The sequence below is a fragment of the Halorubrum halophilum genome (assembly GCF_000739595.1).
In the GTDB taxonomy this organism is placed as follows: Archaea; Halobacteriota; Halobacteria; order Halobacteriales; family Haloferacaceae; genus Halorubrum; species Halorubrum halophilum.
The window spans coordinates 1-24,317 of the sequence record NZ_BBJP01000009.1; the positions used below are offsets into that span (position 1 = coordinate 1).

Annotated in this window: 24 protein-coding genes; 8 read left to right on the forward strand and 16 right to left on the reverse strand. The window is 70.4% G+C overall.

Annotation, left to right across the window (positions count from 1 at the left end; translation table 11 throughout):
- Positions 1 to 93 precede the first annotated feature (93 nt).
- From ACP96_RS03065 to ACP96_RS03085, 5 genes are all read right to left on the reverse strand, one after another.
- On the reverse strand, positions 94 to 1,257 hold the full coding sequence (locus ACP96_RS03065; RefSeq protein ID WP_050032138.1) for a DUF7118 family protein: 1,164 nt from the start codon (positions 1,255 to 1,257) through the stop codon (positions 94 to 96).
- Positions 1,258 to 1,641 carry a phosphoribosyl-AMP cyclohydrolase gene (gene hisI, locus ACP96_RS03070; protein WP_050027192.1) on the reverse strand — a complete coding sequence of 128 codons (384 nt, stop codon included), beginning with the start codon at positions 1,639 to 1,641 and terminating at the stop codon, positions 1,258 to 1,260.
- Positions 1,642 to 1,686: 45 nt separating this feature from the next.
- Positions 1,687 to 2,199, reverse strand: coding sequence for a GNAT family N-acetyltransferase (locus tag ACP96_RS03075; protein WP_050032139.1), 513 nt, complete (start codon positions 2,197 to 2,199; stop codon positions 1,687 to 1,689).
- 1 nt (position 2,200) lies between these two features.
- The gene (locus tag ACP96_RS03080; RefSeq protein WP_050032140.1) at positions 2,201 to 3,532 is read right to left on the reverse strand and encodes a DUF92 domain-containing protein; all 1,332 of its coding nucleotides are present in this window, start codon (positions 3,530 to 3,532) and stop codon (positions 2,201 to 2,203) included.
- Between the two features lie 354 nt (positions 3,533 to 3,886).
- The gene (locus tag ACP96_RS03085; RefSeq protein WP_050032141.1) at positions 3,887 to 4,666 is read right to left on the reverse strand and encodes an HAD-IIA family hydrolase; all 780 of its coding nucleotides are present in this window, start codon (positions 4,664 to 4,666) and stop codon (positions 3,887 to 3,889) included.
- A gap of 158 nt (positions 4,667 to 4,824) precedes the next feature.
- Here ACP96_RS03085 and ACP96_RS03090 point away from each other — a divergent pair, with 158 nt between their 5' ends.
- Together ACP96_RS03090 and ACP96_RS03095 are read left to right on the forward strand one after the other, a co-directional pair.
- Positions 4,825 to 5,598, forward strand: a complete 774-nt coding sequence (locus tag ACP96_RS03090; RefSeq protein WP_050032143.1) for a GTP cyclohydrolase III — start codon at positions 4,825 to 4,827, stop codon at positions 5,596 to 5,598.
- A 699-nt stretch (positions 5,599 to 6,297) separates the two neighbouring features.
- Positions 6,298 to 6,528 carry a hypothetical protein gene (locus tag ACP96_RS03095; RefSeq protein WP_050026004.1) on the forward strand — a complete coding sequence of 77 codons (231 nt, stop codon included), beginning with the start codon at positions 6,298 to 6,300 and terminating at the stop codon, positions 6,526 to 6,528.
- A 69-nt stretch (positions 6,529 to 6,597) separates the two neighbouring features.
- Here ACP96_RS03095 and ACP96_RS03100 read toward each other — a convergent pair whose 3' ends face one another.
- A complete protein-coding gene (locus ACP96_RS03100) occupies positions 6,598 to 6,804 on the reverse strand; it encodes a hypothetical protein (protein ID WP_050026006.1) in 207 nt (68 codons plus the stop codon).
- Positions 6,805 to 6,939: 135 nt separating this feature from the next.
- On the opposite strand from ACP96_RS03100, the gene ACP96_RS03105 reads away from it, so the two are divergent.
- On the forward strand, positions 6,940 to 7,755 hold the full coding sequence (locus ACP96_RS03105) for an SDR family NAD(P)-dependent oxidoreductase (protein WP_050032144.1): 816 nt from the start codon (positions 6,940 to 6,942) through the stop codon (positions 7,753 to 7,755).
- A gap of 56 nt (positions 7,756 to 7,811) precedes the next feature.
- Here the strand turns inward: ACP96_RS03105 and ACP96_RS03110 are convergent, their stop codons facing one another.
- Entirely contained in the window at positions 7,812 to 9,008 is a 1,197-nt protein-coding gene (locus tag ACP96_RS03110; protein ID WP_050032146.1) for a UbiA family prenyltransferase, read from the reverse strand.
- 142 nt (positions 9,009 to 9,150) lie between these two features.
- Here ACP96_RS03110 and ACP96_RS03115 point away from each other — a divergent pair, with 142 nt between their 5' ends.
- On the forward strand, positions 9,151 to 10,767 hold the full coding sequence (locus ACP96_RS03115; protein ID WP_050032147.1) for a heme-binding protein: 1,617 nt from the start codon (positions 9,151 to 9,153) through the stop codon (positions 10,765 to 10,767).
- 191 nt (positions 10,768 to 10,958) lie between these two features.
- Here the strand turns inward: ACP96_RS03115 and arcS are convergent, their stop codons facing one another.
- The gene (gene arcS, locus ACP96_RS03120) at positions 10,959 to 12,761 is read right to left on the reverse strand and encodes an archaeosine synthase subunit alpha (RefSeq protein WP_050032149.1); all 1,803 of its coding nucleotides are present in this window, start codon (positions 12,759 to 12,761) and stop codon (positions 10,959 to 10,961) included.
- Positions 12,762 to 12,904: 143 nt separating this feature from the next.
- Here arcS and ACP96_RS03125 point away from each other — a divergent pair, with 143 nt between their 5' ends.
- Both ACP96_RS03125 and ACP96_RS03130 read left to right on the forward strand, forming a co-directional pair.
- On the forward strand, positions 12,905 to 14,080 hold the full coding sequence (locus ACP96_RS03125; protein ID WP_050032150.1) for a sensor histidine kinase: 1,176 nt from the start codon (positions 12,905 to 12,907) through the stop codon (positions 14,078 to 14,080).
- Positions 14,081 to 14,617: 537 nt separating this feature from the next.
- Entirely contained in the window at positions 14,618 to 15,064 is a 447-nt protein-coding gene (locus ACP96_RS03130; protein ID WP_050032152.1) for a pyridoxamine 5'-phosphate oxidase family protein, read from the forward strand.
- A 17-nt stretch (positions 15,065 to 15,081) separates the two neighbouring features.
- Here the strand turns inward: ACP96_RS03130 and tgtA are convergent, their stop codons facing one another.
- From tgtA to ACP96_RS03155, 5 genes are all read right to left on the reverse strand, one after another.
- The gene (tgtA, locus tag ACP96_RS03135) at positions 15,082 to 16,587 is read right to left on the reverse strand and encodes a tRNA guanosine(15) transglycosylase TgtA (RefSeq protein ID WP_050032153.1); all 1,506 of its coding nucleotides are present in this window, start codon (positions 16,585 to 16,587) and stop codon (positions 15,082 to 15,084) included.
- 103 nt (positions 16,588 to 16,690) lie between these two features.
- Positions 16,691 to 17,479 (reverse strand): Nif3-like dinuclear metal center hexameric protein, encoded by a 789-nt coding sequence (locus ACP96_RS03140; RefSeq protein WP_050032154.1) that lies wholly within the window; start codon positions 17,477 to 17,479, stop codon positions 16,691 to 16,693.
- A gap of 80 nt (positions 17,480 to 17,559) precedes the next feature.
- Positions 17,560 to 18,552, reverse strand: a complete 993-nt coding sequence (locus tag ACP96_RS03145; protein ID WP_050032156.1) for a carbohydrate kinase family protein — start codon at positions 18,550 to 18,552, stop codon at positions 17,560 to 17,562.
- Positions 18,553 to 18,635: 83 nt separating this feature from the next.
- Positions 18,636 to 19,904: a DHH family phosphoesterase gene (locus ACP96_RS03150; RefSeq protein ID WP_050026021.1), complete on the reverse strand. Its 1,269-nt coding sequence runs from the start codon at positions 19,902 to 19,904 to the stop codon at positions 18,636 to 18,638.
- A gap of 92 nt (positions 19,905 to 19,996) precedes the next feature.
- The gene (locus ACP96_RS03155) at positions 19,997 to 20,461 is read right to left on the reverse strand and encodes a universal stress protein (RefSeq protein ID WP_050026023.1); all 465 of its coding nucleotides are present in this window, start codon (positions 20,459 to 20,461) and stop codon (positions 19,997 to 19,999) included.
- Between the two features lie 156 nt (positions 20,462 to 20,617).
- Here ACP96_RS03155 and ACP96_RS19090 point away from each other — a divergent pair, with 156 nt between their 5' ends.
- Positions 20,618 to 20,782, forward strand: a complete 165-nt coding sequence (locus tag ACP96_RS19090) for a DUF7838 family putative zinc beta-ribbon protein (RefSeq protein WP_200895711.1) — start codon at positions 20,618 to 20,620, stop codon at positions 20,780 to 20,782.
- An 80-nt stretch (positions 20,783 to 20,862) separates the two neighbouring features.
- On the opposite strand, the gene ACP96_RS19700 is transcribed toward ACP96_RS19090, so the two are convergent.
- The 3 genes from ACP96_RS19700 to ACP96_RS03165 form a co-directional block, all read right to left on the reverse strand.
- Positions 20,863 to 20,994: a hypothetical protein gene (locus tag ACP96_RS19700; RefSeq protein WP_272913215.1), complete on the reverse strand. Its 132-nt coding sequence runs from the start codon at positions 20,992 to 20,994 to the stop codon at positions 20,863 to 20,865.
- A gap of 83 nt (positions 20,995 to 21,077) precedes the next feature.
- Complete coding sequence (locus ACP96_RS03160; RefSeq protein ID WP_050032157.1) at positions 21,078 to 22,001, reverse strand: AEC family transporter; 924 nt, start codon at positions 21,999 to 22,001, stop codon at positions 21,078 to 21,080.
- A gap of 53 nt (positions 22,002 to 22,054) precedes the next feature.
- A complete protein-coding gene (locus tag ACP96_RS03165) occupies positions 22,055 to 22,849 on the reverse strand; it encodes an SDR family oxidoreductase (RefSeq protein WP_050032159.1) in 795 nt (264 codons plus the stop codon).
- A gap of 165 nt (positions 22,850 to 23,014) precedes the next feature.
- On the opposite strand from ACP96_RS03165, the gene ACP96_RS03170 reads away from it, so the two are divergent.
- Positions 23,015 to 24,295 carry a CaiB/BaiF CoA transferase family protein gene (locus ACP96_RS03170; RefSeq protein WP_050032160.1) on the forward strand — a complete coding sequence of 427 codons (1,281 nt, stop codon included), beginning with the start codon at positions 23,015 to 23,017 and terminating at the stop codon, positions 24,293 to 24,295.
- Positions 24,296 to 24,317 lie beyond the last annotated feature (22 nt).

Below are 24,317 nucleotides of genomic sequence, written 5' to 3' on the forward strand. Positions count from 1 at the left end.
CCCACCGCCGCAGTCGGAGTCATGGTTGCGAACCTGAAACTCCCACCGCTCGGGATTCCTCCGCCTTCAGGCGGAGGAGGATGTCAAAACGGATTACTCTCGCTCAGTCTCCGCCAGCACGTCTTCGACGACCGACAGCGTCCGCTCCGCCTCGCGTACTCGATCGTCGATGACGTCCTCCTTTAAAAGCCGCAGTTCGGGGTCGTCGAGCGCGTCGCGCACCGCGGCCGCGCGGCGGAGTCGCTCGTACTCCTCGTCGCGCGCGAGGTCGCGGACCGATCGGAGCGTCGCCACCGTCTCGTCGTCGGCGACCCGCGAGACGAGGGGGATCAGCTCGTCGATCTCGTATGCCAGCTCGTCGCCGCCCGCCGGCGGCCAGTCGAGCGTCAGCGGCTCGGCGTCGAGTCGCTCGACGTACGTGCGGTGAACCGCGACCGCAGTCCGGAGGGCGCCGGGGTCGTCGACGTAGTGTTCCAGCTTCGAGTTCGAGTAGTCGGCGTACTCCAAGAGGGTCGGGAGGGGCTCCTCCCCCGCCTCGTACTCGGCGACGTACTCGCGGAGGTCTGTCGGCGGCACGTCGGCGTCGACGAACGGGGTGCCGTCGGCGCGGTCGAGGAACGAGAAGGCGTCTCGGGCCGACGCCGACTTGTAGAACTCGCGGAACGCCTCGCGGACCGCGTCGTTGTACGACTCGATCGGCTCGCGGAGCCGGTCCACGTCGGCGCCGAGGTCGGCGTCGGCCATGTCGGCGACCTCGCGCAGCTCGTCGAGCCGAGCGTCGAGCGCTTTCTTCGCCTGGCGAGCCGCCTTCCGCGCGGCGCGGTAGTCGTCGAGGGCCTCGTCGCGGTCGGCGAGCAGGTCGACGTACTCGCCGGCCGGCTCCAGCGCCTCGCGGGCGGCGGCGAAGTCGGACTCCGAGAGTCGGCGCTTGTCGACCGCCTCGTCCGCGGCGGCGAACGCGTCGGCCGCGAGCGCGTCGTCGTCGACGTCGACCGCCTCGTCGAACTCCCCGCGGAACTGGACGTACGAGCCGAAGTCGCCGGTGCCGACCGCGTCCCCCTCGTACTGGTCGAGCACGCGGTGTGCCCGGCGGTACGCGTCGGCGGCGGTCTCGATCCGGTCCCGCCCGAGGTCGGCGATCCGACCCTCGATCCGGGCGAGCTCGTCGTAGCGCTCGCGCAGCGTCGCGGCCGACTCGCCCGCCTCGCGGACGGGATCGGTTTCCTCCGCGCCGGTCGTCGCCCCCGCGCCGCTCATTCAGTACACCTCGTCCGGGTCGAAGACGCGCTCGCCGACGTTCTCCCCCTCGATCGTCCGATGGAAACAGGAGCGGTGTCCCGTGTGACACGCCCCCACGTTCTGGTCGACGAGGTACAGCAGGGTGTCGGCGTCGCAGTCGACCCGCACTTCGCGGACCGCTTGCGTGTGTCCGGAGGAGCCGCCCTTGTGCCACAGCTCGTCGCGCGACCGTGAGTAGTAGTGCGCCTCTCCCGTCTCGCGGGTCCGTTCGAGCGCCGCCGGCGAGACGTACGCGAGCATCAGCACCTCGCCCGAGTCGGCGTCCTGCGCAATTGCCGGGACGAGCCCGTCGTCGCCGAAGTCCACCTCGATAGCCTCCTCTCCCGCGTCGGCGTCGGTCATGTCTCGCCGGACGCGTGGGGCTCGAATAGTCCTTTTGTCTGTTCCCTACTCCCGACGCAGCACCAGCGCGTCGCCGTCGGCGTACGCGTCGGCGCGCCGGTCGACGACCTCGAACTCCAGTCCCTCGTACAGCGCCAGCGCGGCGTCGTTGTCGGGGTGCGCCTGCAGCGTCACGGGACCGGTCGCGTCAGCGATGACGGCCGCGAGTAGCCCGCGAGCACGGCCTTCTCGACGATAGTTCGGGTCGATCGCGAGCTCGGCGAGGTGGACGCCGGGGCGGTTCGGCGCGTCGACCGGCAGCAGATAGCCGACCGCCCGCCCGTCGGCGACGCTGACGAGCGCCGACCCGACCGCGAGCCCGTACTCCAGCAGGTCCGGGTTGGGCTGTCGGAGGTGGTCCTGTAGCTCTCGGATCCGGGCGGCGTCGGCCGGGCGGGCGGCGCGGACTCTGGGATCGGGGGCAGGGCGGTCGGCGGGGCGGTCGTCGGAGGCGGGGCGGTCGTCGGAGGCGGGGCGGTCGTCGGCGCCGTGACGATCCCCGGGCGGCTCCCTCGTCATCTCACGCGCCCACCCCGAGCGCGAGGGCAGCGGCGACAGCGACGATCGCTCCCGACAGCGTCGCGAGGAAGTTCACCGCCTGGTTGCCGATCCGCTCGCCCTCGATCAGCGCGCCGAGGAGGCTGTCGACGGTCATCCCCGCGACGCCCGCGAGGGCGACGATCCCTCCGCCGGCGACCGCGTCGCCGATCGGCATCCCGAACGCGGCGAGGCCGGCGACGAGGAGCGCGCCCGCGAGCCCGGCCAGCTCGCCCTGCCACGTCACCGCGCCGTCGGTGCCCGGTTCGACGCGCCGTAGGGTGGTCACCAGCCGGGGACCGTCGAAGAGCCCGCCGATCTCCGAGGAGAGCGTGTCGGCCATCGCGGTCGCGGTCGCGCCCGCGAACGCGAAGCCGAAGAGCGCGCCCGGCACGCCGACGTGGGCGGTCGCCGCGTAGCCGACGACGGCGACGAGCGCGACCGCCGAGTTCGCCAGCACGTTCCCGGTGCCGCGGGCGCCCTCGTTCTCCTGTGCGACGCCCCGGTTCGCCTTCTCGTCGAAGCGGTACTTCGAGGCCAACCCGCCGATCGCGTAAAACGACATGAGCGTGGCGAACCACCCGACGCCGCCGAGGACGACGGCCAGTAGCGCGGACAACACCCCCGTCAGCATGCCGGGAACGGAGGCCGTCCCGAGCGCGAACGAGACGTAGCCGAGCGCGCCGGTCACTGCCAGCCCGAAGGCGACGACCGGGACGGTGACGGTCGGGTCCACCGCGACGAACCCCCAGACGGCGAACGCGACGAGGATGACCGTGATGTGTGCGTCTCGGTCGAACACGAGCGATCTGACGAGCGCCGCCGTGAGCGCGGCCACGGCCGCGAGGAAGACGATCTCGGGGAGGCCGTCGATGAGGTCGGTCCCGCCCGTCTGGAGCAGCACGCCGACCTGCCCGGCGAGGGCGCCGAGCGTGCCGCCGGCGACGTACCCCGCTACGAGGGAGAACTCGTCGGTAGAACGTCCGGCGACGACCGCTCGGCCGAGGCGGCCGCAGCCGACCGCGAGCGTCGCCGCGGCGAACGCTTCGTAGGGAAGCGGGGCGCGGGGGAGGGAGGCGAACAGCGCGAGGCCGGCGGCCGCGAGCGCGAACGCGACGAAGCCGTAGAGGCGTTCTTCCTCGCGGTCGCCCGGGAGGGCGAGCGTCTCGAACCACTCGCCGTCGCGGACCCCGAAGAAGGCGAGGCCGGCGACGGCGAGGAACGGCACGGCGGCGGCGTCGCCGAGCGACGGCGCGAGGACGGCGATCGCGGCCACCGCGGCGAAGATACTCGCCCGTCGAAGCCTCCGTATCACACCCTCGGATACCTGCGACGCGCACTTAACGCTCCCGACAGCGCCTCGGTGCCGCCGACAGACGGTCGCCGCGCAGTCGCGCGGTTTCCCCGTGGCGCGGATCCGACGTTCAGTAGCGGTACTCGTTGAACTGCACCGCGTGCCCCTCGATCACGCGGACGGCCCGTTCCGGGTCTTTCTCGTCGTCGGTCGTCCCGTTCTCGTGTGAGGCAACGTCTCTCATACTCTGACGAAGACAACTCTCCGCGATAAGTGTTGCCCACGAGGCGGAAGTGGTCGGTTCCAGGGTCGGGGTCACGGAGGGAAGCGATGCGATCGGCGGTTTAAGGGGTCGACGCACCGCACCACCGACTCTCAGTCGATGATGCGGTCGATCTCGCCGAGGTCGCCGAGCACGTAGTCCGGCGAGACGCTCGCGTCCGCGACGGCCGCCTCGTCGGTGACGCCGGACAGCACGAGCGCGGTGGTCATCCCGGCGCGCTCGCCGAGCGCGATGTCGGTGTCGAGACGGTCGCCGACGACGAGACACTCCTCAGGAGGGTACGGGAGCCGCTCGTGGACCATCTCGATCGCGGTGTCCGAGGGCTTCCCGAGGACCGCGTCCGGCTCGCGCTCGGCGACCCCCGCGATCGCGTTGATCACGGCCCCGGAGCCCGGCACGTCGCGCTCGGGCGCCGGGATAACCACGTCGGGGTCGGTCCCGATGAAGGGGATGTCGCGTTCGAGCGCCCACAGCGCCGTACAGAGATCGCCGTAGTCGAACTCGCGGTCGATCGAGGCGACGAGCGCGTCCGCGGCGTCAACGTCGTCGGTCGTCGCGAGCCCGGCCGCCTCGAACTGGTCGACCAGCCCCGGGGCGCCGATACACAGCAGCTCGTCGTCCGCGTGGCGCCCACGCAGGTACCGCGTCGTCACGGTCCCGGCGGTGAACACCTGCTCCGCATCGACCTCGTAGCCCGCGGCACCGAGTCGGTCGACGTACGCAGGCGGGGCCTTCGTCGGGTTGTTCGAGACGAACAGCGTCTCGGTGCCGGCCTCGCGGAGCCGTCGGTAGCCCGCCGGTGCGCCGGGGATCGGATCGTCGCCTCGCACGACCGTGCCGTCCACGTCGAGGACGGCGCCGCTGAACTCCATAGGAGGAATCGGGGCGCCACCGCCGTAGGGGTTGCGGCGCCCCGCCTGCGCCCGACCGCCTCTGACTACCGCGATCGATCTCGTTCCATATCCGATACCGGTTCCACCTTCGGGATAACGGAAGCGTAAAGCGGGACCGTTCCCAACCTGCGCTCACTGTGACGACGACTCAGGTGACGCTGGTCCAGATCGACAACTACGGGCCGTGGACTGTGACGCCGGAGCCTCGCCGGGAGATGGACCTCCAAGCCCTCCAGTCGCGGCTCTTCGCCGATATCGCCCAGTTCATGGGTCCGCGGGACGCCTACGTCTTCTCCACCCGCTACGACAACATGATCGCCGTGACGAACGGCGTCGACGGCGCGGCCCACGCGGCGCTTCAGGAGTCCATCGGGAACCGCTACCCCGTGAGCGTCAGCCTCGGGACCGGGGTCGCCGATCGGCCGATCGACGCCTTAGAGGCCGCGAACCGCCTGCTCCAGACTGAAGGGAGCGCGCAAGACGAGGGCCGGACCGAGGTGCTTGCCGGCGACTACCTCACCGAGACCGACCCCTCGGACCTCCAGATCGCCCACTTCGACGTGGTGGACGTGACCGGGAAGTACACCGACCGGCTCAACGAGTTCGACACGTTCCTGAACGTCGAGCGCGCCTACGGCTCGCTGACGCGGTACCTCCGCGAGACGCACGGCGCCCTCTCCTTTTTCGTCGGCGGCGACAACATCATCGCCGTCTGCCCGGACCTGCCCGAGGGGGCGTTCGCCGACGCGGTCGCGCACGTGGCCGACGACGCCGACATCGAACTGCAGGTCGGGGTCGGCCGCGGCGCCTCCGCCCACGAGGCGGGCTACGCGGCCAAACACGCCCTTGAGACCTGTCGTGACGGCGGGACGAGCGTGGAACTCTCCGCCGCGCCGGCTCTCAGCGACTGATCGCCGCGTCTGCGACGGTCGTTTTCTCCCTTTTTAGTTCTGTTAAAATCCGCTTTTCAGCCGGATCATCGCATGAAATGACAGTTCGATGAAACCCGCTCCTTGATCGATACCCGGAGTGAGTATTGCAGATCGGTGGTAGCGATAGAGTATTTAAACGCCCACGAGCGGCAGCGACGATTGCTTATAAAGAATGATGCGGTGGCGCGCCTGCGAGCGCCCACCGGGCGCGAGCAGCCCGCGAGGGAGTCGGTGGTCCGAAGCGAAGCGAAGGACCACCGACGAGGCTGGGGAGGCGTGAGGCTGCGGTCCCGCGAGCAACGCGAGCGGGAGCACGGAAGTCGCAGCCCGCGCAGCGAAGCGAGCAGAAACGTCTTCCGGCGGTGCGGTTGCGGGCGGCTGGGGCTTTGCGAGTCTTCACCGCAGCACCATCGCTCACGGATAAACAGCCGACAGCAACACCACTCGATCACGTATAAACAACCTCACTCGCGATGTACTACACCCACTCCCGCAATCGCTCGTCACGACGCCCGTATTGAGGGGGACTGGGAAAAACGGCAGCTACTGAGGGTTCGAACAGCACCGTACCGTTCCCACTTTCTCACTCCCTCGGTTTCTCCACAGTTCGCCTCCGTTATCCTACTTGATAATTTGACTGTGGCGTTTTTATAGACCCGGTCTGAACAGTCGGTCAACATGTCCGATGATATAGTGTTCGTCTGCACGGCGGACGGCTGCGACGAGGGCCCGTGGGAAGGGTCCCACGACGCGATGGCGCACTGCGCCGAGCACCCGGAGCACGGCTACACCGGGCGCCCGCGCGACGCGGTCGACGAGGTCATTCCCGCGACGGCGACGCGCAAGCGTGACAACCGGAACCTCCAGCACAAGGGGCATCCGAAGGGCGCGCTCGCGCAGAACGACTGACGACTCCGCTTCGCTCGTTCCGATTTTCAGTCGCTCTCACGGTTCTCTCCGCTCATCCTGTCAGGCCCGTCAGGCCTCGTCGAAGAGGCCGAGGTCCTCCGCGACGAGGTCCGCGAGTTGGTCTTTCAGCGCCGGATCGACCTCCGCGATCTCCTCCCCGTCGTGTTTCCCGTCGTTGTGTTTGGCGAGCGTGTCCGCCACGTCGGACAGCGGGACGCTGGTCTCCGTCTCGCACTCGGTGCACACGATCGGGACGGACGGTTCGTCGGTGGACATACGTCGAGTAGTCGCGGGTCGGCGGTATATGCCTTCGGGGGCGCGGCCCTCGCGGACCGAGAGTTCGGGCGGACCGGAGCCCCGCCACCGACTCGAACCGCCAGCGTCACCCGTTTCGGAGTGCTACCGCTCCCCATGCGCGTCCTCGTGACCGGAGCGGCCGGCGGGATAGGTGGCGGCGTCGTGCGAACGCTCGCGGCCGCCGGCCACGACGTGATCGGGGTCGACCGCGACGCCGCGGGGCTGGCGGCCCTCCCCGAGGCCGCGGAGACGCACGCGCTCGACCTGCGCGACGGCGACGCGGTCGAGGCGCTGCTCGCCGACCGCGAGTTGGACCGCGTCGTCTCCTGCGTCGGCGGGTACGAGATCGCGGCGATCGAGGACACCACCGTCGAGTCGTTCCGCCGCCAGATCGACACGAACCTGACCGCGGTCCACACCGTCGTCCGGGCGTCTCTCCCGTCGATCCGAGAGCGCGACGGCCGGATCATCGTGGTCGGGTCGATGGTCGGGTCGACCGCGCTCCCCTATCACGGCGCCTACAGCGCCGCGAAGGCCGGGCTGCGCGGGTACGCCGACGCCCTTCGCCGCGAGGTCGAGCCCCGCGACGTAACGGTCGCGTTCGTCGAGCCGGGGCCGGTCCCGACCGGATTCAACGAGCGCGCGGCTGCGGGGCTCGCGGAGCGGAACGCGGACACGGATTCCGATGGCCCCTACGCCGACGCCTATCGGGCGTTCGAGGGGTACGCGCCCGCCGCGACGGACCTGGAGACCGTGGTCGAGCGCATCGTCGTCGCGGCCACGACCGAGCGGCCGCGGGCCGTCTACCGGGTGAGCCGCCGCGCGCGCTGGCTCCCGCGGCTGGCCGCGGTGCTCCCCGACCGGCTGTACGACCGCCTGATTCGCGCCGGGCTACCGGGCGGGATACTCGGGCGACTCATCGATCGGTAGCGCGGGCGCAGCCGTCGCCGTCGCCGTCCGGACTGTCATCGCCGTCGGTGGCCCGTTCACGGACGAGAGTCGCTCCGAGACGCGTCGTCAGACTCGGCCGAGAGCGTCCGGATTGTCTCGTGGAGGCCGAGGACGAGCGCCGGCACGACGACCATGAAGAGATGCTCCTCGATCGGGATCCCGAACAGGTCGTACCCGGTTCGCAGCGTGATCTCGAAGACGCCGACCTCCAGCGTGTACCAGTCCCAGAGGTACGCGACCGGATACAGGGCGGCGATCGTCCGGGCCGCCCCGCGGAGCGCGCCGGCGTAGCGGAGCAGGCCGACCGCGACCGCGCCGAAGACGACCTCAGTGGCGAGGTACGTGTACGGTCCGAGAACGGTGATGTCCGGGAGCGCGGCGCCCGACAGCGGCCGGAACCAGACGGCCACGAGCAGGAGCGCCAGGAAGACGTAGGCGCCGCGGATCAGCAGCATCGTCGCGATCGTCGGGTTCGCCCGACTGGCCACCAGCGCCACCGAGCCGAAAGCGAGCGCCGCGGCCGGCGCCGACGGCGGGAACAGCCCGGCGACCGTCCCCCAGAGCACGCCGACCAGCCCGATCATCAGGAGGGAGAACGCCAGCGTCCGGGCCCGCCGTCGGCCGAGCAGCACCGAGACGGTCCGCTTGTCGATCGACCGGTCGTACGCGTAGTCCTGTTCGTCGTCGATGATCTTCACGCCGGCGAGCGTCACGAGGAAGACGAGCGCGAATCCGAGTATCGTTCCGGTCACCGCGGCCGTCTGGACGTAGAACCCGCCGAGCAGCGCGAGGGCGATCCCGGTCGGGTACCCCAGCGTCGTGGTGATCGGGTTCGTGTCGAGCTGCGGCGCGTGGAGGTACCCGATGACCCACGTCGGCAGGGTGACGAGCGCGGCGCCCCGGCCGACGAGAGCGCCGAGCGCGAGCGTACAGGCGGCGAAGCCGACGCCGGCGGCGAGGAGGGAGCGTCGACAGCCGTGGACCGTCATCGGGTGGTCGTCGTCCTCGCCGCGTCGGTGGAAGTCGACGTAGCCGTCCTTCACGTGCGCCGTGTACACCGCGAAGAAGATCGCGGTCATGTGGATCGCACCGGCCGAGAGCGCGAACTCGCCGGCGACAGCGGCCCCGAACCACGAGGCCGCGAGCGGCGGCAGCATGAACACCGGGTGGACCTGCGAGAGCAACGCTCGGAGGTCAGCCCGTACTCCGCGTTCGTGCCGAGCGATTGCCATGCGCTACCAACGCGCTAATCACGATTAATCCTGTTGGAGTTTTCACAAGTATGACTTTTCAACTCGTCGAGACGACTTCCGTCCCGGAGACGGGACGCCGACGACTCGCAAACCCCAAAGCCCCGGCGACCCAAGCGGAGGTATGGTCGAGGCTCCACAGACCGAGGAGGGGTGGTTCGCGCTGCACGACTTCCGGTCCGTCGACTGGGACGCGTGGCGCGACGCCCCCGAGCGAGAGCGTGAACGGGCGATCGAGGAGGGGAAGCGCTTCCTGCGACATCGCGAACAGGTCGCCGACTCCGACGAGGGCGACTCCGGGCTGTTCTCCGTGCTCGGGCACAAGGCCGACCTGCTGTTCGTCCACTTCCGTCCCGCGCTCGACGACCTGTCGTCGATCGAGCGCCGGTTCGAGAACACCGCGCTCGCGAAGTTCACGGAGCAGACGACCTCCTACGTCTCCGTCACCGAGGTCTCCGGCTACGTCTCCGACGAGTACTTCGAGAATCCTGAGTCAGTCGACGCGGGCCTCAAACGCTACATCGAGGGGAAGCTGACGCCGGAGATCCCGGACGACGAGTACGTCTGCTTCTACCCGATGAGCAAGCGCCGCGGCGAGGAGTACAACTGGTACGACCTCTCCTTCGAGGACCGCGCCGACCTCATGGCCGACCACGGCGAGGTCGGCAAGGAGTACGCGGGCAAGATCAAGCAGGTGATCGCGTCCTCGGTCGGCCTTGACGATCACGAGTGGGGCGTCACGCTGTTCGGCTCGGACCCGACCGACATCAAGGACATCGTCTACGAGATGCGGTTCGATCCCGCCTCCTCGCGGTACGGCGAGTTCGGCGAATTCTACATCGGTCGCCGGTTCCCGCCCGCGGATCTGGGCGCGTACCTCGCGGGGGAGACGGTACCGACGGGCGAGGGTGACGGAGACGAAGGCGGACACGGTGAGAGCGGGCACGCTCACGGCGAGGGCGGGCACCACGGCGAGGGCGGGCACCACGGCGAGGGCGGCGACCACGGTGCTGATCACGGCGGGGGACACGACCACGCCGGCTCCGGCGGCGGCTCCGCGCACGGCGATCACCCCCACGGCGAGGGGGAGGCGAGCGGCGAGGGCGACCATCCGCACGCGGGCGAGGAGGACGGCGAAGGCGGCGACGACGCCTCGGACGCCGACATCCGCGGCGAACTCGCGGATCTCGACATCTACGCCGGGAAGCCCAGCGGCGAGGACGTGTACGCGACCGTGCTGTACAGCGAGGCCGACGTGGACGAGCTGTTCGACGAGGTCGAGGGGCTCCGCGGCAACTTCGACCACTACGGCACCCACGTGAAGACGGCGGTGTACGAGGGGCGCGTCACCGACCGCGCCGCAGTCGTCTCCATCTGGGACACGGCCTCCGCCGCGGAGACCGCCGCCGGCTTCCTCTCGGAGCTGCCGGAGATCGTCGCCCGTGCCGGCGAGGAATCCGGCTTCGGCACGATGGGGATGTTCTACACCGTCAAGCCGGAGCATCAGGGGGACTTCACCGACACGTTCGACGACGTGGGCGAGATCCTCGCGGAGATGGACGGCCACGTCGAGACGGACCTGATGATGAACGTCGAGGACGAGAACGACATGTTCATCGCCAGCCAGTGGCACGCGAAGGAGGACGCGATGGCGTTCTTCGGCTCCGACGAGTTCCGCGAGACCGTCCAGTGGGGACGCGAGGTGCTGGCGGATCGACCGCGGCACGTCTTCCTGGCGTAGGCAAGGTTGATCGGAGCCGGATCGTTGCCGCCGATCTGACTCCGCGATTTTCGAAGACTCACCCGTTGGTTTATAAGCGGTTCCCCGGTGACGGGACGGACATCTCCAAAGTCTCAGGCGTGAGGCGAGCCCTTTGAGTCCCGCCCCGCACGGCACCGTCGGAAGGCGATCGCCTTCCGTGCTCCCGCTCGCTACTTTTCGTCGACGTGCCGGACTTCGCTGGCGACGCCGCGCGTCGAGTCGACCATCTCCGGGCCGGACATCTCGGCGCGGCCGACCCCGAACGCCTTCGGTCCCTCGATGACGACCTCGTCGCCGACGCGGATGTCGTCGTCCGCGTCGACGACGCCCGGCGCGAGCACGGAGCCGTGCGGGACGAACGGGTCGATCTCGACCCGCTTGGTCGGGGCGTCGCTCTCGGCCCAGCGACGCGCGCCGGCGAGAGTGAAGGAGAGAGTGCCGTACTGCGGCACCATCGTCGCGAGCTGCTCGCCCGGCTCGCCCTCGCGGCCGGCGTCGGGATCGTCGCCCCACACCTGCAGTTTGGGGTAGCGCCCGGTAGTCCGGATGTCCGCCTCGCCGGGGCCGCCGAACAGCTCGTCGCCGGCGCCGTCGCCGAGCAGGTAGTCGGCGAGCGCCCGGACCGTGTTGTGCTCGCGCTCGCGCTTGCTGTATGCGGGCTCGCCCTGCAGGGTCGCGTTCAGCTCCCCGAGCGACTCGTCGCTGGTCGGATGGCCGACGCAGGTGTACTCGAAGGGGATATCGATCGCGGGGTCGCTCTCGACGCGCTCGCAGATCTCGCGGTAGCCGTGGTCCGGGACGTGCGCGATGACGCGGGAGTAGTCGTTCCGCTCCAAGTACCGGCGGAGCACCTCCGCGACGAACCCGATCTCGTCTTCGCTCCAGTCGCCCGTGACGACCGCGTCGTAGTGCTGTGCCGGGTAGGTCGTCTCCAGCTCTTGGGGGACCACGCCGATCGGCGAGGTCATCGAGACGGTGTGACCGCGCCACTGGATCGCGTCGTGGAACTGCCCGTGGCTCTGGGAGTCGCTGTACGGCTTGGTCGCCGAACAGGGCACGAGGACGAGCGGCTGGTCCGTGAACCGATTCCGATACCGGCTCGTGACGCGGTCGGCGAACCGCCGGATCTCGACGCGGTCGAGCGTCTCGGCTGTCGCCGCGGTCACCTCGGCGTCGCGCATGAGGGGCGTCCGCTCTTCGAGGTATCCCCACTGGTCGTCGAACTCGCGGAACGCGGCCGTGAGCCACTGCTCGTGACGGGCCTGTCCCTCGATGTAGTCGCGCAGGCGACCCGCCCGGATCCGCTCGCGGACCCGCCGTAGCTCGGCGCGGAGGGCGTTGACGTTGTGTTCGGCGCAGTCGGCGCGGGTGAACTCCTCGCGGGGCCCCGCGCAGGCCGGGCAGGCGCACGGCAGCTCGTCGAGGTCTTCGAGGAAGTGCTCGGCGTCGGCGGTGCAGTACATCCCCTGCGTCCCCTTCGTCCGCGCGAGCGTCGCGTCCACGAGGTCGACGCCGGCGTACGCGAGGAGCGCGACGTTCCGGGGCGTGGCGACGCCCGACAGCGTGAGGGCGGTGTCGGCCGGGAGGGCCTCTTTCGCCGCCACGATCGCGTCGCGGAACGCCTCGCCGTGGCCGACGAACCCGGAGGCGTCCGCGAGGACGTACGCGTCGGCGCCGGCGTCGCGGGCGCTCTCGCTGTCGACGACCGCGGCTGAGGGATAGTCGACGTCGGGGTGATCGACCGCGAACGACTCGCGGACCTCTTCGCGGGTCCCCGCCGGGAACGCGCGATGCGGCAGGACGGTGAGCGACCCCTCGTCGCCGTCGGGAACCTCGCGGGCGCCGGCCCAGAGACTGCCCGCGTCCTCAAGGAACGGGTCCGCGAGCGCCGGCGTCGTCACCGGGTCGGCGAGCCGGAGCTCACCGAGCCGGCCGGCGCCGTCGCGCTCGTGGACCTCGAAGTACTCGGTCATACTCCCCCTCGCGGGGGGACGGTCAATTCTCTTGTGTTCCGCGGCCGCGGGGCGCATCGGACCGTCATCAGTTTGATTTCTCGATCTCATCGCCGATACTCGCGTGCGAAGCGTTTTATTTAGGCCTGCCGTCGCCGAATGGGATGGCAGGACGGTACGACACGCGAGATTCGGGAGAGGGACGACTACGAGAACTGTTGGTGACGCTCGGGGTGATCGACCCGGACCACGTCTCCGAGAGTCCCGAGGGCGGAGTCGCCCGCGCGGCCGCCGCGCTGTTCGTCTCGCTTTCCGGGTTCGTCTTACTGATCCCGAACGTGACCCCGCTGGCCTCGGGCGGCGAACCGCCGATCGGGATCGCCCTCTCGGCGCTGGGGACGGTCCTCTCGGTCGCGCTGGTACTCGTCGGCGCCCTCCTGTACCGCAGTACGTTCACGACGCGCAACGCGGTCCGAATCGCCGTCTGGAGCCTTTTCGGGATCGTGGTGCTCGGCGCGATCATGCTCGGGATCATCCGGTATCAGGCGCAGCTCGGGTCGCCGATGGTCGCGCCGTCCTTCACCGTCGCGAAGGTGCTCGCGATCGGGGCGGTCGCGCACGTGATCATCGGCGTCTACGACGCCCGACGGGTCCGCGCCCAGCAGCTCGCCAAGGAGCAGCGCCGGGTCTCCGTGCTGAACCGGATGATCAGGCACAACCTCCGCAACGAGACGACGGTGCTCGGCGGCCACGCGTCGCTCATCGCCGAGGGCGTCGACGATCCGGAGCTCCGCAACTCGGCCGAGGCGGTGGCGAAGAGCGCCGACGTGATCGGCGGGCTCGCGGAGGACGCCAAGCGCCTGCAGGCGGCCTTCGAGCGACGACCCGGCGAGCGCGAGTCGGTGCCGGTCGAACCGATGCTGGAGGACGCCGCTGAGGCCGCCCGCGACGCCGGCGCCGAGACCGTCGCGGTCGACACCGAGCCCTGCGCCGCGCTGGCCGACGAGCGACTCGCGACCGCGGTCGAGGAGCTCGCGACGAACGCGCCCGAACACGGCGCGAGCAGGGTCGAGCTGTCGGCCCGCGAGATCGACGGCGACGTGGAGATCACTGTCGTCGACGACGGCCCCGGGATCCACGAGTCCGAGATCCGCGTGATCACCGGTCGGGACCCGGAGACGCAACTTGAGCACGGAAGCGGGCTCGGACTCTGGATCGTCCGGGCGACCGCCGACGCGTTCGACGGGTGGCTCTCGATCGAGACGACGCGGGCGGACGACGAGGGCGCGAGCGACGGCGACACCGGTACGACGGTGACGATGGGGATCCCGGCGGCTTGAGAGAGCCGTAGAAGGAGCCAGAAAGAATCTGGTTCTTGATCGATAGCGGGAGTAGGTATAGCGAATTTGTGAAACGGTTGTTTATAAGCGATCAAGTGATGTTGCTGACGGCTGTTTATACGTCGTCGACGACGCGGTGAAGCCCTCGCTGCTGCCCCTTTGAGTCCCACCCGACCGCAACCGCACAGCCTCACGCCTCCCCAGCCTCGTCGCTGGCGCCTTATAAGGCGCCAGCGACTCCCTCGCACCGTCGATTCGCGGCCCTGCGGGCCGCTCACCGGGGCGCGCCACCGCCGTGTTCATTTATAAGTGGCCGTCGCCATCGCTCATGTCCTTTTAAATACTGTATCGTCGCTATTGATCTGCAACACTTACTCCCGCCATCGCTCACCACTGTATCCGTCTTGGTCCGTCCGGTTCAGAGCGTGTCACCTACCGAGGAGTTCGACAAGCTCGATTGTACGCTGTCTGATTCCTCGACGGCAACCACGCTACGTCGACACCCACTGTTTAGGTCCCTCACGCCCTACGACTCACATGGAGATCACCGGCCCGTGGGACCGGGAGCGCGTCGACGAGTTCCTCGACGGAGCGCGGATTCCGGTCCGCATCGGCTGTCGCACCCCGAGCGACGCGCCGTGGATCGTCTCGCTGTGGTTCTCGTGGGACGGCGCGATCAACTGCGCGACGAGCGCAAGCGCCGACCTCGCCGACTTCCTCGCGCACGACGATCACGTCTCGTTCGAGGCCTCGACGAACGACCCGCCGTATAAAGGCGTCAGGGGACGGGGACGTGCGACGGTGTCGCCGGACGCGGACAAGGAGTTGCTCCGTGCGCTGTTGGAGCGGTACCTCGGCGGCGTCGACAACCCGACCGGCGAGCGGCTCCTCCGGCCGGAGCGCGAGGAGATTCGGGTGCGGATCGAACCGGAGCGGCTGCACTCGTGGGACTACAGCGAGCGGATGGACCCGAGTAAGCGCTGACTGCCGCCCCCGCGTTCTCAGCGACCGAGGTGCCGCAGGTTCTCCGTCTCGACTCGGTCCGGCACCGCGTCGACCGCGCGCGGTACCCAGTCGTCGTGGCCGAGGGTGAGTTCGGCTTCGGGGTTGGCGTCGGCGAGACTCGCGACGCCCTCGGCGGCCGCGACCTGCGCCGCGCCGTCGACCCGCTCGGGCACCTCCGCGGTGAGCGGGTACGTCTCGGAGAGCGCCCGCGGGAAGGGACCGAACGGCGGTTTCACGCGCCACACCGCGTCGTAGTCGTGCTCGGAGGGCGCGTCCGACTCGGTGAGGAGGAGCCGGTCGGGGACCGCGAGCCGGGAGAGCCGGTCGTGGTGTCGGCGGACCTCGGGGCGGCGGGCCGACTCGTGAGAGGTGTAGAAGAACGCGTCCTTCGAGACCGGATCCGTCTCCTCCAGTTCGTCGGCGTGGTCAAGGAGGGTCCGGAGCCCGTCGAGCATGGCGGGGTGGCCGCGGGCGCGGCGGTCGACGAGCTGGAGGAGGTTCCCGGACCGGATCGCGGCCTTCACGCGCCGAAGCTCCTCGAAGGTGACGTGGAGGTTGTGTTCGGCGAGGAGCACCTCCGTGGTTCGGTCGGCGTCGCCGCCCCCGTCGCTCCCGTCCAGCTCCCGCAGCTCCGCGGGCGTGTGCTCGGCGCAGACGGGACACGAGCAGGGGAAGTACTCCATCTCCTCGAGGTGTTCGGTCCCCGCGACGGTGAGGTACCGACCGTCGCGGGCCATCAGCGCGTAGGCGGCCGAGTCGAACAGGTCGCAGCCGGCGGCGACCGCCAGCGCGAGCATCATCGGGTGGCCGGCGCCGAACAGGTGGACCGGGGCGTCGGGGTCGAGCCCGCGCTTGGCCGCGCGCACCGCCTCGACGACCTCTGCGTAGCGGTAGGAGTTGAGGAGGGGGACCATCGCGCCGACCGGGAACACGTCTAGATCGGTCGCGCTCGCGCCGCGGCCCGCCTCCTCGCGGAGGTCCGGGAACGTCGACCCCTGCACGGGGGCGTTGACGAGCATCTCGCCCGTCTCCGCGGCCTCAGCGTCGGCGAGCGCCTGCTTCGTCGTCTCCAACTCCCGCTCCGCGCGCTCGCGGTCGACGTCCGGGGGCGTGGGCACGTCGACCGGAGTGGCCACGTCGCTGCCGATCTGCCGCTGGAACTCGATGATCTCCTCGGTGGTCACGTCGATGTCGCCGTACTCGGCGAGCTGGAAGGAGCCGGAGTCGGTCATGATCGCGCCGTCGAACCCGAGGAAGTCGTGGAGCCCTTGATCGAGCACCCGATCCCGGATCCGGTCGGTGCTCCGGATGATGTAGGAGTTGGTGATCAGCATCTCCGCGCCGAACTCCTCGGCGAGCCGCCGGGGCTCGACCGTGAGGACGTTGGGGTTGACGACCGGCAGGAGCGCCGGCGTCTCGACGGTAACCCCGGCGCGGGGGACCTCCAGCCGCCCGATCCGCCCGGCGGCGTCGTGGTCCCGGATCTCGAAGTGATCGCGCATACCCGGAGTGCGGGGACGCGGGCGGTAAGAGTTGCGTTCGGGGGCGACGGGGCGGAGTCAGCGCCGCCACCGCCTCGGCGGTGGACCGTGAACTGCTCCCGACTCAGAGCCCCGTCGGGTGGCTCACGTACGCCGTCTCCAACCCCCACTCCTCGGTCAGCGCCTGCAGCGACCGCACGCCGAACGTCTCGGTGGCGTAGTGGCCCGCGAGGAAGACGGTGATCCCGGCCTCGCGCGCGTCGTGGTACACTTGCCCCTTCCCCTCGCCCGTGATCAGCGCGTCGGCGCCCGCCGCGACCGCCTCGTCGAGCCAGTCGGTTCCGGAGCCGGTGACGACCGCGACGCGCTCGATCTCGTCGGGGCCGAAGTCGACGACCTGCGTCGGCGACTCCTCACTCTCGCCCTCACCGCCCGGCTGCCCCTCGAACCCGTCGAGCGTCTCGCGGAGCGACGCGGCCGACCGCGGCGCGTCCGTCTCACCGATCGTCCCGATCGTGACCGGCCCGATCTCACCGAAGGGCTCCCGGTCGCCGAGGCCGAGTTCGGCCGCGACGCCCGCGGCGTTGCCGAGGTCCGGGTGGCCGTCGAGCGGGAGGTGCGAGACGTAGAGGGCGATGTTGTGTTCCGCGAGCGCCGCGACTCGGTCGTAGGTCCGGCCCGTGACGCGGTCGATCCCGCCCCACGAGATCCCGTGGTGAACGACGAGGAGGTCGGCGCCCGCCTCGGCCGCGGCCTCGATCGTCGCCTCCGCGGCGTCGACCGCGAAGGCGACGCGCTCGATCTCTCCCCGGTCCGACCCCACCTGTAACCCGTTCGCGCTGGCGTCGACGTCGGCGTACGCGGCCGTGTCGAGCCGGTCGTCGAGTCGTCGCACGTACTCGGAGCGCTCCATACCGACAGCGTGCGCCGGGCGGGAAATAAAGCGCGCGGCTCCCGCCGGGGCCGCTCTCGCCGAACGGCCCCCGCCGACCGCTACTCCCGCTCCGCGACGAACGCCTCGACGGCCTCGCGGTCGGGGAGCGCGGTCATCCCCCCGTGATCTCGCACCGAGAGCGCCGCGGTCGCGTTGGCGAACGCGAGCGCGTCGTCGAGGTCGCCCTCGGCCGTCGCGGAGGACGTAGTGACGTCCACCCGCGCGGCCAGCCGGCCTATCAGCCCCGCGGTGAACGCGTCGCCCGCGCCGGTCGCGTCGACCGCCTCGACCGGGAATCCCCCGTGGCGCGCGGTCGTCTCGCCCCACGGCGCTGCGTCCATGCTCGCCGCGACCGCGCCCGCGGAGCCGAGGGTGACGACCGCCGTGTGGGGCCCGAGTCCCAGCAGGTCTCTGGCCAAGTCTTCGCCCTGCTGCGAGGAGATGCCGGTCGCCGCCACGTCCTCGTCGCTGGCGAACGCCACGTCGGTATCCGCGAGGAGGTCGCGGATCGCCTCGACAACCGCGTCCCGATCGCCCTCCGGAACCAGATCCGGGCGGTAGTTCACGTCGAACGAGACGGTGCAGCCGCGCTCGTCGGCCACGGCCGCCACCCTGCGCATCGCCCTCCGGCCCGCGGGGTGCGTCAGGGCGACGCCGCCGAGGTGGACCCATGAGACCGAGGTCAGCGCGTCGGTCGGGACCGCCTCGGGATCGAACCCGAAGGTCACGTCGCGCGAGCCGTAAAACCGGAAGCGCCGGCGGTCGACGCCCGGCGGCGAGACCACCGCGAGGGTGGTGTTGCCGGCGACGCGCCGAGAGAGCGCGTCCGGGACGCCCTCCTCGTCGAGGGTCTCCCGGAGGAAGTCGCCGAAGGGGTCGTCGCCGAGCCGGGTCCAGAACGCCGGCGGCGAGCCGAGCCGCGAGAGCCCGACGGCAACGTTGGCCGGGGCGCCGCCCGGGCGGTGCGTGAAGCCGTCCACGTCGCGCAGCGTCTCGCCCGCCCCGGGGAGCAGGTCGACGAGCGTCTCGCCGGCCACGAGGATGTCGGTCATGAGTGGAAGAAGCGTCGGCGGTCGGCATGAAGGTACGCGTTCGCCGCCGGGGTGGGGATGCCAGATCGCTCGCAGCCGAACGTCTACTCGTCGGCGCCGGAGTCAGACTCGTCGCCTTCTTCCGTCTCGTCCTCCCCCGCCGCGACCTCCTCCGCGACCGCCTCGAACGCCGCGAGGATGACCCGCTTGCAGGCCTGCCCCTCGGTCGTCCAGTGCTGCGCGTAGTCGAGCATGTCGTCGTAGATATCGGGCTTGCAGCCGGCCGCCTGCGGGTGGCCGCCCCCGTTCACCTTCCCGGCGACCTCGTGGGCGTGTTGGAAGTCCTCGGAGCCGCGGATCGACGCGGAGCCGGCGGGCTTGACGATGACCGCGGCATCGGCGCCCTCGCCGCGGAGCGTCTCCGCGACCTCGTTCTGCGAGCACCGGCCGTACGTCACGGCGACGCTCCACTCGCCGACCTCGTGGACGACCGCGCGGTCGACGGCGGCGTCGATCCGGGCCTCCTTCTCGACCCGCCGGTCGGTGACGAACTCACGGACCGTCTCGGGGAGGTCGGCGCCGTACGCGCCCACGATCGTCGCGTACTCCTCGCTGCCGGCCCAGTAGGAGTAGTCGGCCAGGTCGTCGGAGCGCGGGTCCTCCTTGATCCAGAGGTCGTGGTCCCGAGTCACGGCCGCCAGCTCGTCCCAGCGCTCGTCGAAGTCGCCGTCGAGCGAGCGGAGCGCGACGTCGGCGGTGCACTCCTCGTCGGACTCGCCCACGACGAGGTCGACGCCGAGGTCGCGGACCGCCGCGGCGGTCGCCTCGTCCCACTGGTGGTGGTCGAACCACCGGATCGAGGCGGTCGACTCCGCGAGCGCCTCCAGCGGCTCGGCGATCCACTTGTAGTCGTCGGGGCACAGATCGCAGATAAAGAGGTCCACGTCGTCGTCGGCGTACGCGAGCACGCGTTCGAGCGACGTGTCGAGGGAGTACGGCCCGGCGGCGACCAGCCCGACCGGCGACTCGGCGTGGGCGTCCTCGGTGGGGTCGTCGGCGTCGGACTCGTCGTCTTCGACTCCAGCCTCGTCGTCGTCTTCCTCCTCTCCCTCGTCGAGCCGCGCCGCGATGGCCGCCTCGAAGTCCGCGGGATCGAGCGCGGCGTCGTACACCTCCCGGATCATCGCCGCGCAGGCGAGCCCGTCGGCGTCGCCGTCGGCGATGACGACCGCCTCGCTGCCCTCGATCGCCTCCTTCGCGCGGCGCTCGGCGCGCTCCTCGTCCAGCGAGTCCGGGTAGAAGAACCCCTTCCCCGGCAGCCGCGTGTACCGTGACCGGGGGATGTCACCCTCGTCGATGAGTTCGTCGTCCATACCGTCGCGCCGGGCGGGAGGGGGAAAACTCCGCCGTTCTCGGGCGGTCGAAAGACGCGACTCCCGCGCGCCGCAGCCCTCAGATTGTCGCCTTAGATCGTCGTCCGGCGCGGGTCCTCGTCGGTGAGCTGTCGGACGGTGAGCACCGGGATCGGGCACGTCCGGACGACACGCTCGGCCACCGAGCCGATGAGGAACCGGTTCTCGCCGTGTCGCCCGCGCGTCCCCATCGCGACCACGTCGGCGTCGACCTGCCGCGCGTACCCGGCGATCTCGGGGGCGGGGCGACCCTCTCGCACCTCGGTCGTGATGTCGAGATCCGCGTCGCGAGCGGCCGCGGCGTCGGTCACCTGATCGAGCGCGTCCTCGCCGTGATCGTCGAGCGCGTCGCGGAGGTCGTCGCGGACCTCGTCCGGCGTGGATTCGACCTCGCCGCTGTCGACGACGTAGACGGCGTGGACCTCCGCGTCGAACCGCGCGGCGACGTCGACCGCGACGTCGACGGCCCGGCGGACGCTGTCGGAGCCGTCGGTCGCGACCACTATCGTGTCGAACATATCACCCCGTTCGCCGAGGCGGTAGTTAAAAACAGGCGGTCGAATTCGGTCGCAGGGCGATCGACGGCACGAGCGCGGCGGCGGATTTGTCGGTGATCGACCGAGCACAACCGGCGAATCAGTAGCTTCAAAACCGCGCCGGACGGATCCGCGCACATGGCGCTCGAAAAGGACGTTGACTGTCCCGCGTGCGGAGAGGCCCAGTCGTTCTACCGAACCGCGGCGATGACGCTCCACCTCGGCGAGAAGACGAAGTGGCGCTGCCCCGAGTGCGGGTTCGGCTACGTCGAGATAAACGGGATCGACACGCTGCCGGCCTGACCCGCGAGCACCGATCCGCTCCGTTCCCGCATCCGAACCGCTCCGCGTTTCCCACCTCCCTCGCGTTTCCTGCGCTTGTCTCACTCCTCCCGGTCCGTCCGAAAGTCGAAACCACTCGAAGGGGAGCCGGTCGCTCCCCGCCGGCGCGGCGCGCGCGCCCACCCGTCGTCCGGCTCGTCCGTCTCCGCCTCCTCGAACGCGACGTGTCCCATGGGCGTCCGTAGGTGCCCCGGATCATCAGATCGGGTCGGGTCGCGGCGGGACGCTGGCCGGCTCCGCGTCGAACTCGCCCCTCCTACACCACGGGGCCGACCAACTCGATCAGCAGCGTCAGCGACGCGACTGACGCGACCGTGGTGACGAACACGTTCAGCGAGGCGAACCCGGCGTCGCCGCCGAGCTCGGTCGCGAACACGTACGTCGACACCGCGGTCGGCGTCCCGAGCATGACGACCCCGGCGGTGAACGTCGCGGCGTCGACGCCGAGCAGCGCGAGGACGCCCCACGCGATGGCGGGCATACACGCCACCTTGAGCGCGACCACCGAGGCGGTCGCCCCGCGGTCGATCGTCGAGGGGTCGACCTGCAGGGTCGCGCCGACGCAGAGCAGCGCGAGGGGGAGCGCCAGCGACCCGACCCCGTCAAGGGCGGTCGCGGCCGCGGTCGGTACGCCGAGCTCGAACCCGCCGATCGCCATGCCCGCGACGAGCGCGATGAGGACGGGGTTCCCCGCGAGCGACCGGAGGTGCCGCCCCAGCGCGCCCTCGGCATTCTCGCCGTTCATCGACACCAACAGGATCACGGTCAAGGGAACCTGCACCAGCGCCCCGATCCCCAAGATGACGCTCGCGATCGCGGTCACCTCGGCGTCGAACGTCGCCGCCACCAGCGGGACGCCGAGGTACCCGAGGTTGGAGTGGTACGACTGGACGACCGCGACGCTGCGGCGCGCGATCGGCGATCGGTTCCGGTGGACGACCGACGCGACGAGCGCGGTCCCGAGCAGCGTGGCGACCACGGCAACGAGGAGCTCCCACGAGACCACGTCGCCGATCGCCTGGTCGTAGGTCGCGACGAACACGAGTGCCGGGAGCGCGACGTAGTACGCGGTCTGGTTGAGCAGCTCCGTGCGGTCCGCGTCGAGGACCCCGACGCGCCGGAGCCCCGTCCCCGCGAGCAGCAGCGCGAGCAGCCCCGAGAGACGGATGAGAACCTCCATCTACGCGGACCGTGTCGATCCCGGCGGTTGACGGTTGCGGGCAAACAACGTGACTAGAGGTTCGAGCTCCCGCCGCCGCCGTCGATGACGATCGCCTGTCCGTTCACGTATCCGGACTTCGGCGAGGAGAGGAACGCGACAGTGTTGCCGAGTTCGATCGGGTCGCCGATGCGGTCGAGCGGATTGTCCACCCAGTCGGCGAGCCCCTCCTCGTAGGAGTCGTACTCGCCGCGCTCGATCGCCTGATCGACCAGCTCCCGGATCCGGCTGGTCTCGTGGGAGCCGGGGAGCACGGCGTTCGCGCGCACGTCCGGCCCGAGCTCCTTCGAGAGCGTCTTCTCCAGCCCGACCACGCTCATCCGCACCGAGTTCGAGAGCACCAGCCCGTCGATCGCCTCCTTCACCGACCGCGAGGCGACGGTGACGATGGTGCCGCCGTCGCCGTCGGCGAGGGGCTCGGCGCACTTCCGCGCGAGCCGGACGACACTCATCACGAGCAGCTCGTACGCCTCCTCCCAGTCCTCGTCGTCGGTGTCGAGGAACGCGCCCGACGGCGGCCCCCCGGCGGACGTGACGAGGTGGTCGAGCCGGCCGAACTCGTCGAGCGTCGTCTCGACGAGCCGGTCGAGGTCGTCCGGGTCCGTGATGTCGCCCTCGACCGCGACGACGCGCGCGTCGCCGGCCGCTTCCGCCTCCAGGTCTGACTTCGCCTCCGCGAGGCGGTCGGCGTCGCGGCCGTTGACGACCACGTTCGCGCCCTCGCGGACGAGCGCCTGCGCGGAGGCGAAGCCGAGGCCGCTGCTCGATGCCGTCGTCAGCGCGACGTTCCCCTCGATGTCGAGATCCATACGGTTCCGATCGTCGCGGCGCGGTTTAACCGTTGGCGACGCGGCGGGCGTCGCCGGCGGGGGCGGCCGGCCGGAGACCTCCACCCGCCGGGAGGCTCATTACCCGCCCGCCCGAGTCGGGGTGCATGGACGAGAGATCGCTGTCGACCGCGGAGGTGCTCCCCCGTGGTCGCTGAGGCGCGCGACCCCGACGGCGACGCCGGGCCGCTCGACGGGCTCACCGTGCTCGACGCCTCGCGGGTGCTGGTGGGACCGTTCTGCACCATGCAGCTCGGCGACCTCGGCGCCGAGGTGATCAAGATCGAGCGCCCGGGCGAGGGCGACCAGACGCGGACGTGGCGCCCGCCCGCCTTCGGCGAGGACGATGGAGACGGCGATAGAGACGGCGACGATGCGGACGGGGCCAACGGCGCCCAGAGCGCCTACTACGCGAGCGTCAACCGCAACAAGCGCTCCGTCGAGCTGAACCTCGCGAGCGAGGCCGGCCGAGAGGTCTTCCGCGACCTCGCCCGCGAGGCCGACGTGCTGGTCGAGAACTTCCGCGTCGGGAAGATGGACGACTGGGGCCTCGACTACCCCGAACTCGCCGCGGAGAACCCCGGCCTGATATACTGCGGACTCTCCGGGTACGGCGAGTGGGGGCCGGACCGCGACGAGCCCGCGTACGACATCGTGATGCAGGCCCGCGGCGGCTTCATGTCGATCACGGGCGTCGAGGGCGGCGCCCCGGTCAGGATCGGCGTCGCGCTCGCGGACATCGGCGCCGGGATGTACGCGACGCAGGCGATCCTCGCCGCCCTTCTCGAACGGGAACTCGGCGACGGAACCGGCCAGAAGATCGACGTGAGCCTGCTCGACGGGCAGGCCGCGTGGACCAGCTACATGGCGGCGAACTACTTCGCGAGCGGCGAGCCGCCGGGGCGAATGGGGAGCAAACACCCGAACATCGCCCCGTATCAGGCGTTCGAGACGCGGGACGGGTACGTCGTCGTCGCCTGCGCGTCCGACGCGTTCTGGCCGCGGCTCTGCGAGGCGCTCGACCGTCCCGACCTGCTGGCCGACGAGCGGTTCGAGACCAACGAGAAGCGCGTGCGCAACCGAGACGCGCTTGACCCCGCGCTCGACGCCGCGTTCGCGGAGCTCACCACGGAACGGGCCCTCGATCGACTCGGCGAGCACGGCGTCCCCGCGAGCCCCGTCCGCGACATGGCCGAGGTGTTCGACGACCCGCAGCTGGCCGCGCGGGACATGGTCGCCGAGTTTGATCACCCGACCGCCGGACCGATGCGGGTGCCGGGCTCGCCGATGCACTTCTCGCGAACGCCGACGACGGTCCGCCGGTATCCGCCGTCACTCGGCGAGCACACGGAGGCGGTGCTCGGCGAGTACGGCTACGGCGACGGCGACCTCGACGAGCTGAAAAGGCAGGGTGCGATCCCGGAGTGAGTGCGGGACGCGCTCGAAGTCG

Excerpts from the sequence above, each read along its gene's own strand:
- ACP96_RS03095 (WP_050026004.1), top strand. The coding sequence starts at position 6,298 with ATGTCCGATGATATAGTGTTCGTCTGCACGGCGGACGGCTGCGACGAG.
- ACP96_RS03165 (WP_050032159.1), bottom strand. The coding sequence starts at position 22,849 with ATGGATCTCGACATCGAGGGGAACGTCGCGCTGACGACGGCATCGAGC.
- tgtA (WP_050032153.1), bottom strand. The coding sequence starts at position 16,587 with ATGCGCGATCACTTCGAGATCCGGGACCACGACGCCGCCGGGCGGATC.
- ACP96_RS03130 (WP_050032152.1), top strand. The coding sequence starts at position 14,618 with ATGGAGATCACCGGCCCGTGGGACCGGGAGCGCGTCGACGAGTTCCTC.
- ACP96_RS03105 (WP_050032144.1), top strand. The coding sequence starts at position 6,940 with ATGCGCGTCCTCGTGACCGGAGCGGCCGGCGGGATAGGTGGCGGCGTC.
- ACP96_RS19090 (WP_200895711.1), top strand. The coding sequence starts at position 20,618 with ATGGCGCTCGAAAAGGACGTTGACTGTCCCGCGTGCGGAGAGGCCCAG.
- ACP96_RS19700 (WP_272913215.1), bottom strand. The coding sequence starts at position 20,994 with ATGGGACACGTCGCGTTCGAGGAGGCGGAGACGGACGAGCCGGACGAC.
- ACP96_RS03155 (WP_050026023.1), bottom strand. The coding sequence starts at position 20,461 with ATGTTCGACACGATAGTGGTCGCGACCGACGGCTCCGACAGCGTCCGC.
- ACP96_RS03085 (WP_050032141.1), bottom strand. The coding sequence starts at position 4,666 with ATGGAGTTCAGCGGCGCCGTCCTCGACGTGGACGGCACGGTCGTGCGA.
- ACP96_RS03115 (WP_050032147.1), top strand. The coding sequence starts at position 9,151 with ATGGTCGAGGCTCCACAGACCGAGGAGGGGTGGTTCGCGCTGCACGAC.
- arcS (WP_050032149.1), bottom strand. The coding sequence starts at position 12,761 with ATGACCGAGTACTTCGAGGTCCACGAGCGCGACGGCGCCGGCCGGCTC.
- ACP96_RS03075 (WP_050032139.1), bottom strand. The coding sequence starts at position 2,199 with ATGACGAGGGAGCCGCCCGGGGATCGTCACGGCGCCGACGACCGCCCC.
- ACP96_RS03140 (WP_050032154.1), bottom strand. The coding sequence starts at position 17,479 with ATGGAGCGCTCCGAGTACGTGCGACGACTCGACGACCGGCTCGACACG.
- ACP96_RS03110 (WP_050032146.1), bottom strand. The coding sequence starts at position 9,008 with ATGGCAATCGCTCGGCACGAACGCGGAGTACGGGCTGACCTCCGAGCG.
- ACP96_RS03150 (WP_050026021.1), bottom strand. The coding sequence starts at position 19,904 with ATGGACGACGAACTCATCGACGAGGGTGACATCCCCCGGTCACGGTAC.
- ACP96_RS03065 (WP_050032138.1), bottom strand. The coding sequence starts at position 1,257 with ATGAGCGGCGCGGGGGCGACGACCGGCGCGGAGGAAACCGATCCCGTC.
- ACP96_RS03125 (WP_050032150.1), top strand. The coding sequence starts at position 12,905 with ATGGCAGGACGGTACGACACGCGAGATTCGGGAGAGGGACGACTACGA.
- hisI (WP_050027192.1), bottom strand. The coding sequence starts at position 1,641 with ATGACCGACGCCGACGCGGGAGAGGAGGCTATCGAGGTGGACTTCGGC.
- ACP96_RS03100 (WP_050026006.1), bottom strand. The coding sequence starts at position 6,804 with ATGTCCACCGACGAACCGTCCGTCCCGATCGTGTGCACCGAGTGCGAG.
- ACP96_RS03145 (WP_050032156.1), bottom strand. The coding sequence starts at position 18,552 with ATGACCGACATCCTCGTGGCCGGCGAGACGCTCGTCGACCTGCTCCCC.
- ACP96_RS03160 (WP_050032157.1), bottom strand. The coding sequence starts at position 22,001 with ATGGAGGTTCTCATCCGTCTCTCGGGGCTGCTCGCGCTGCTGCTCGCG.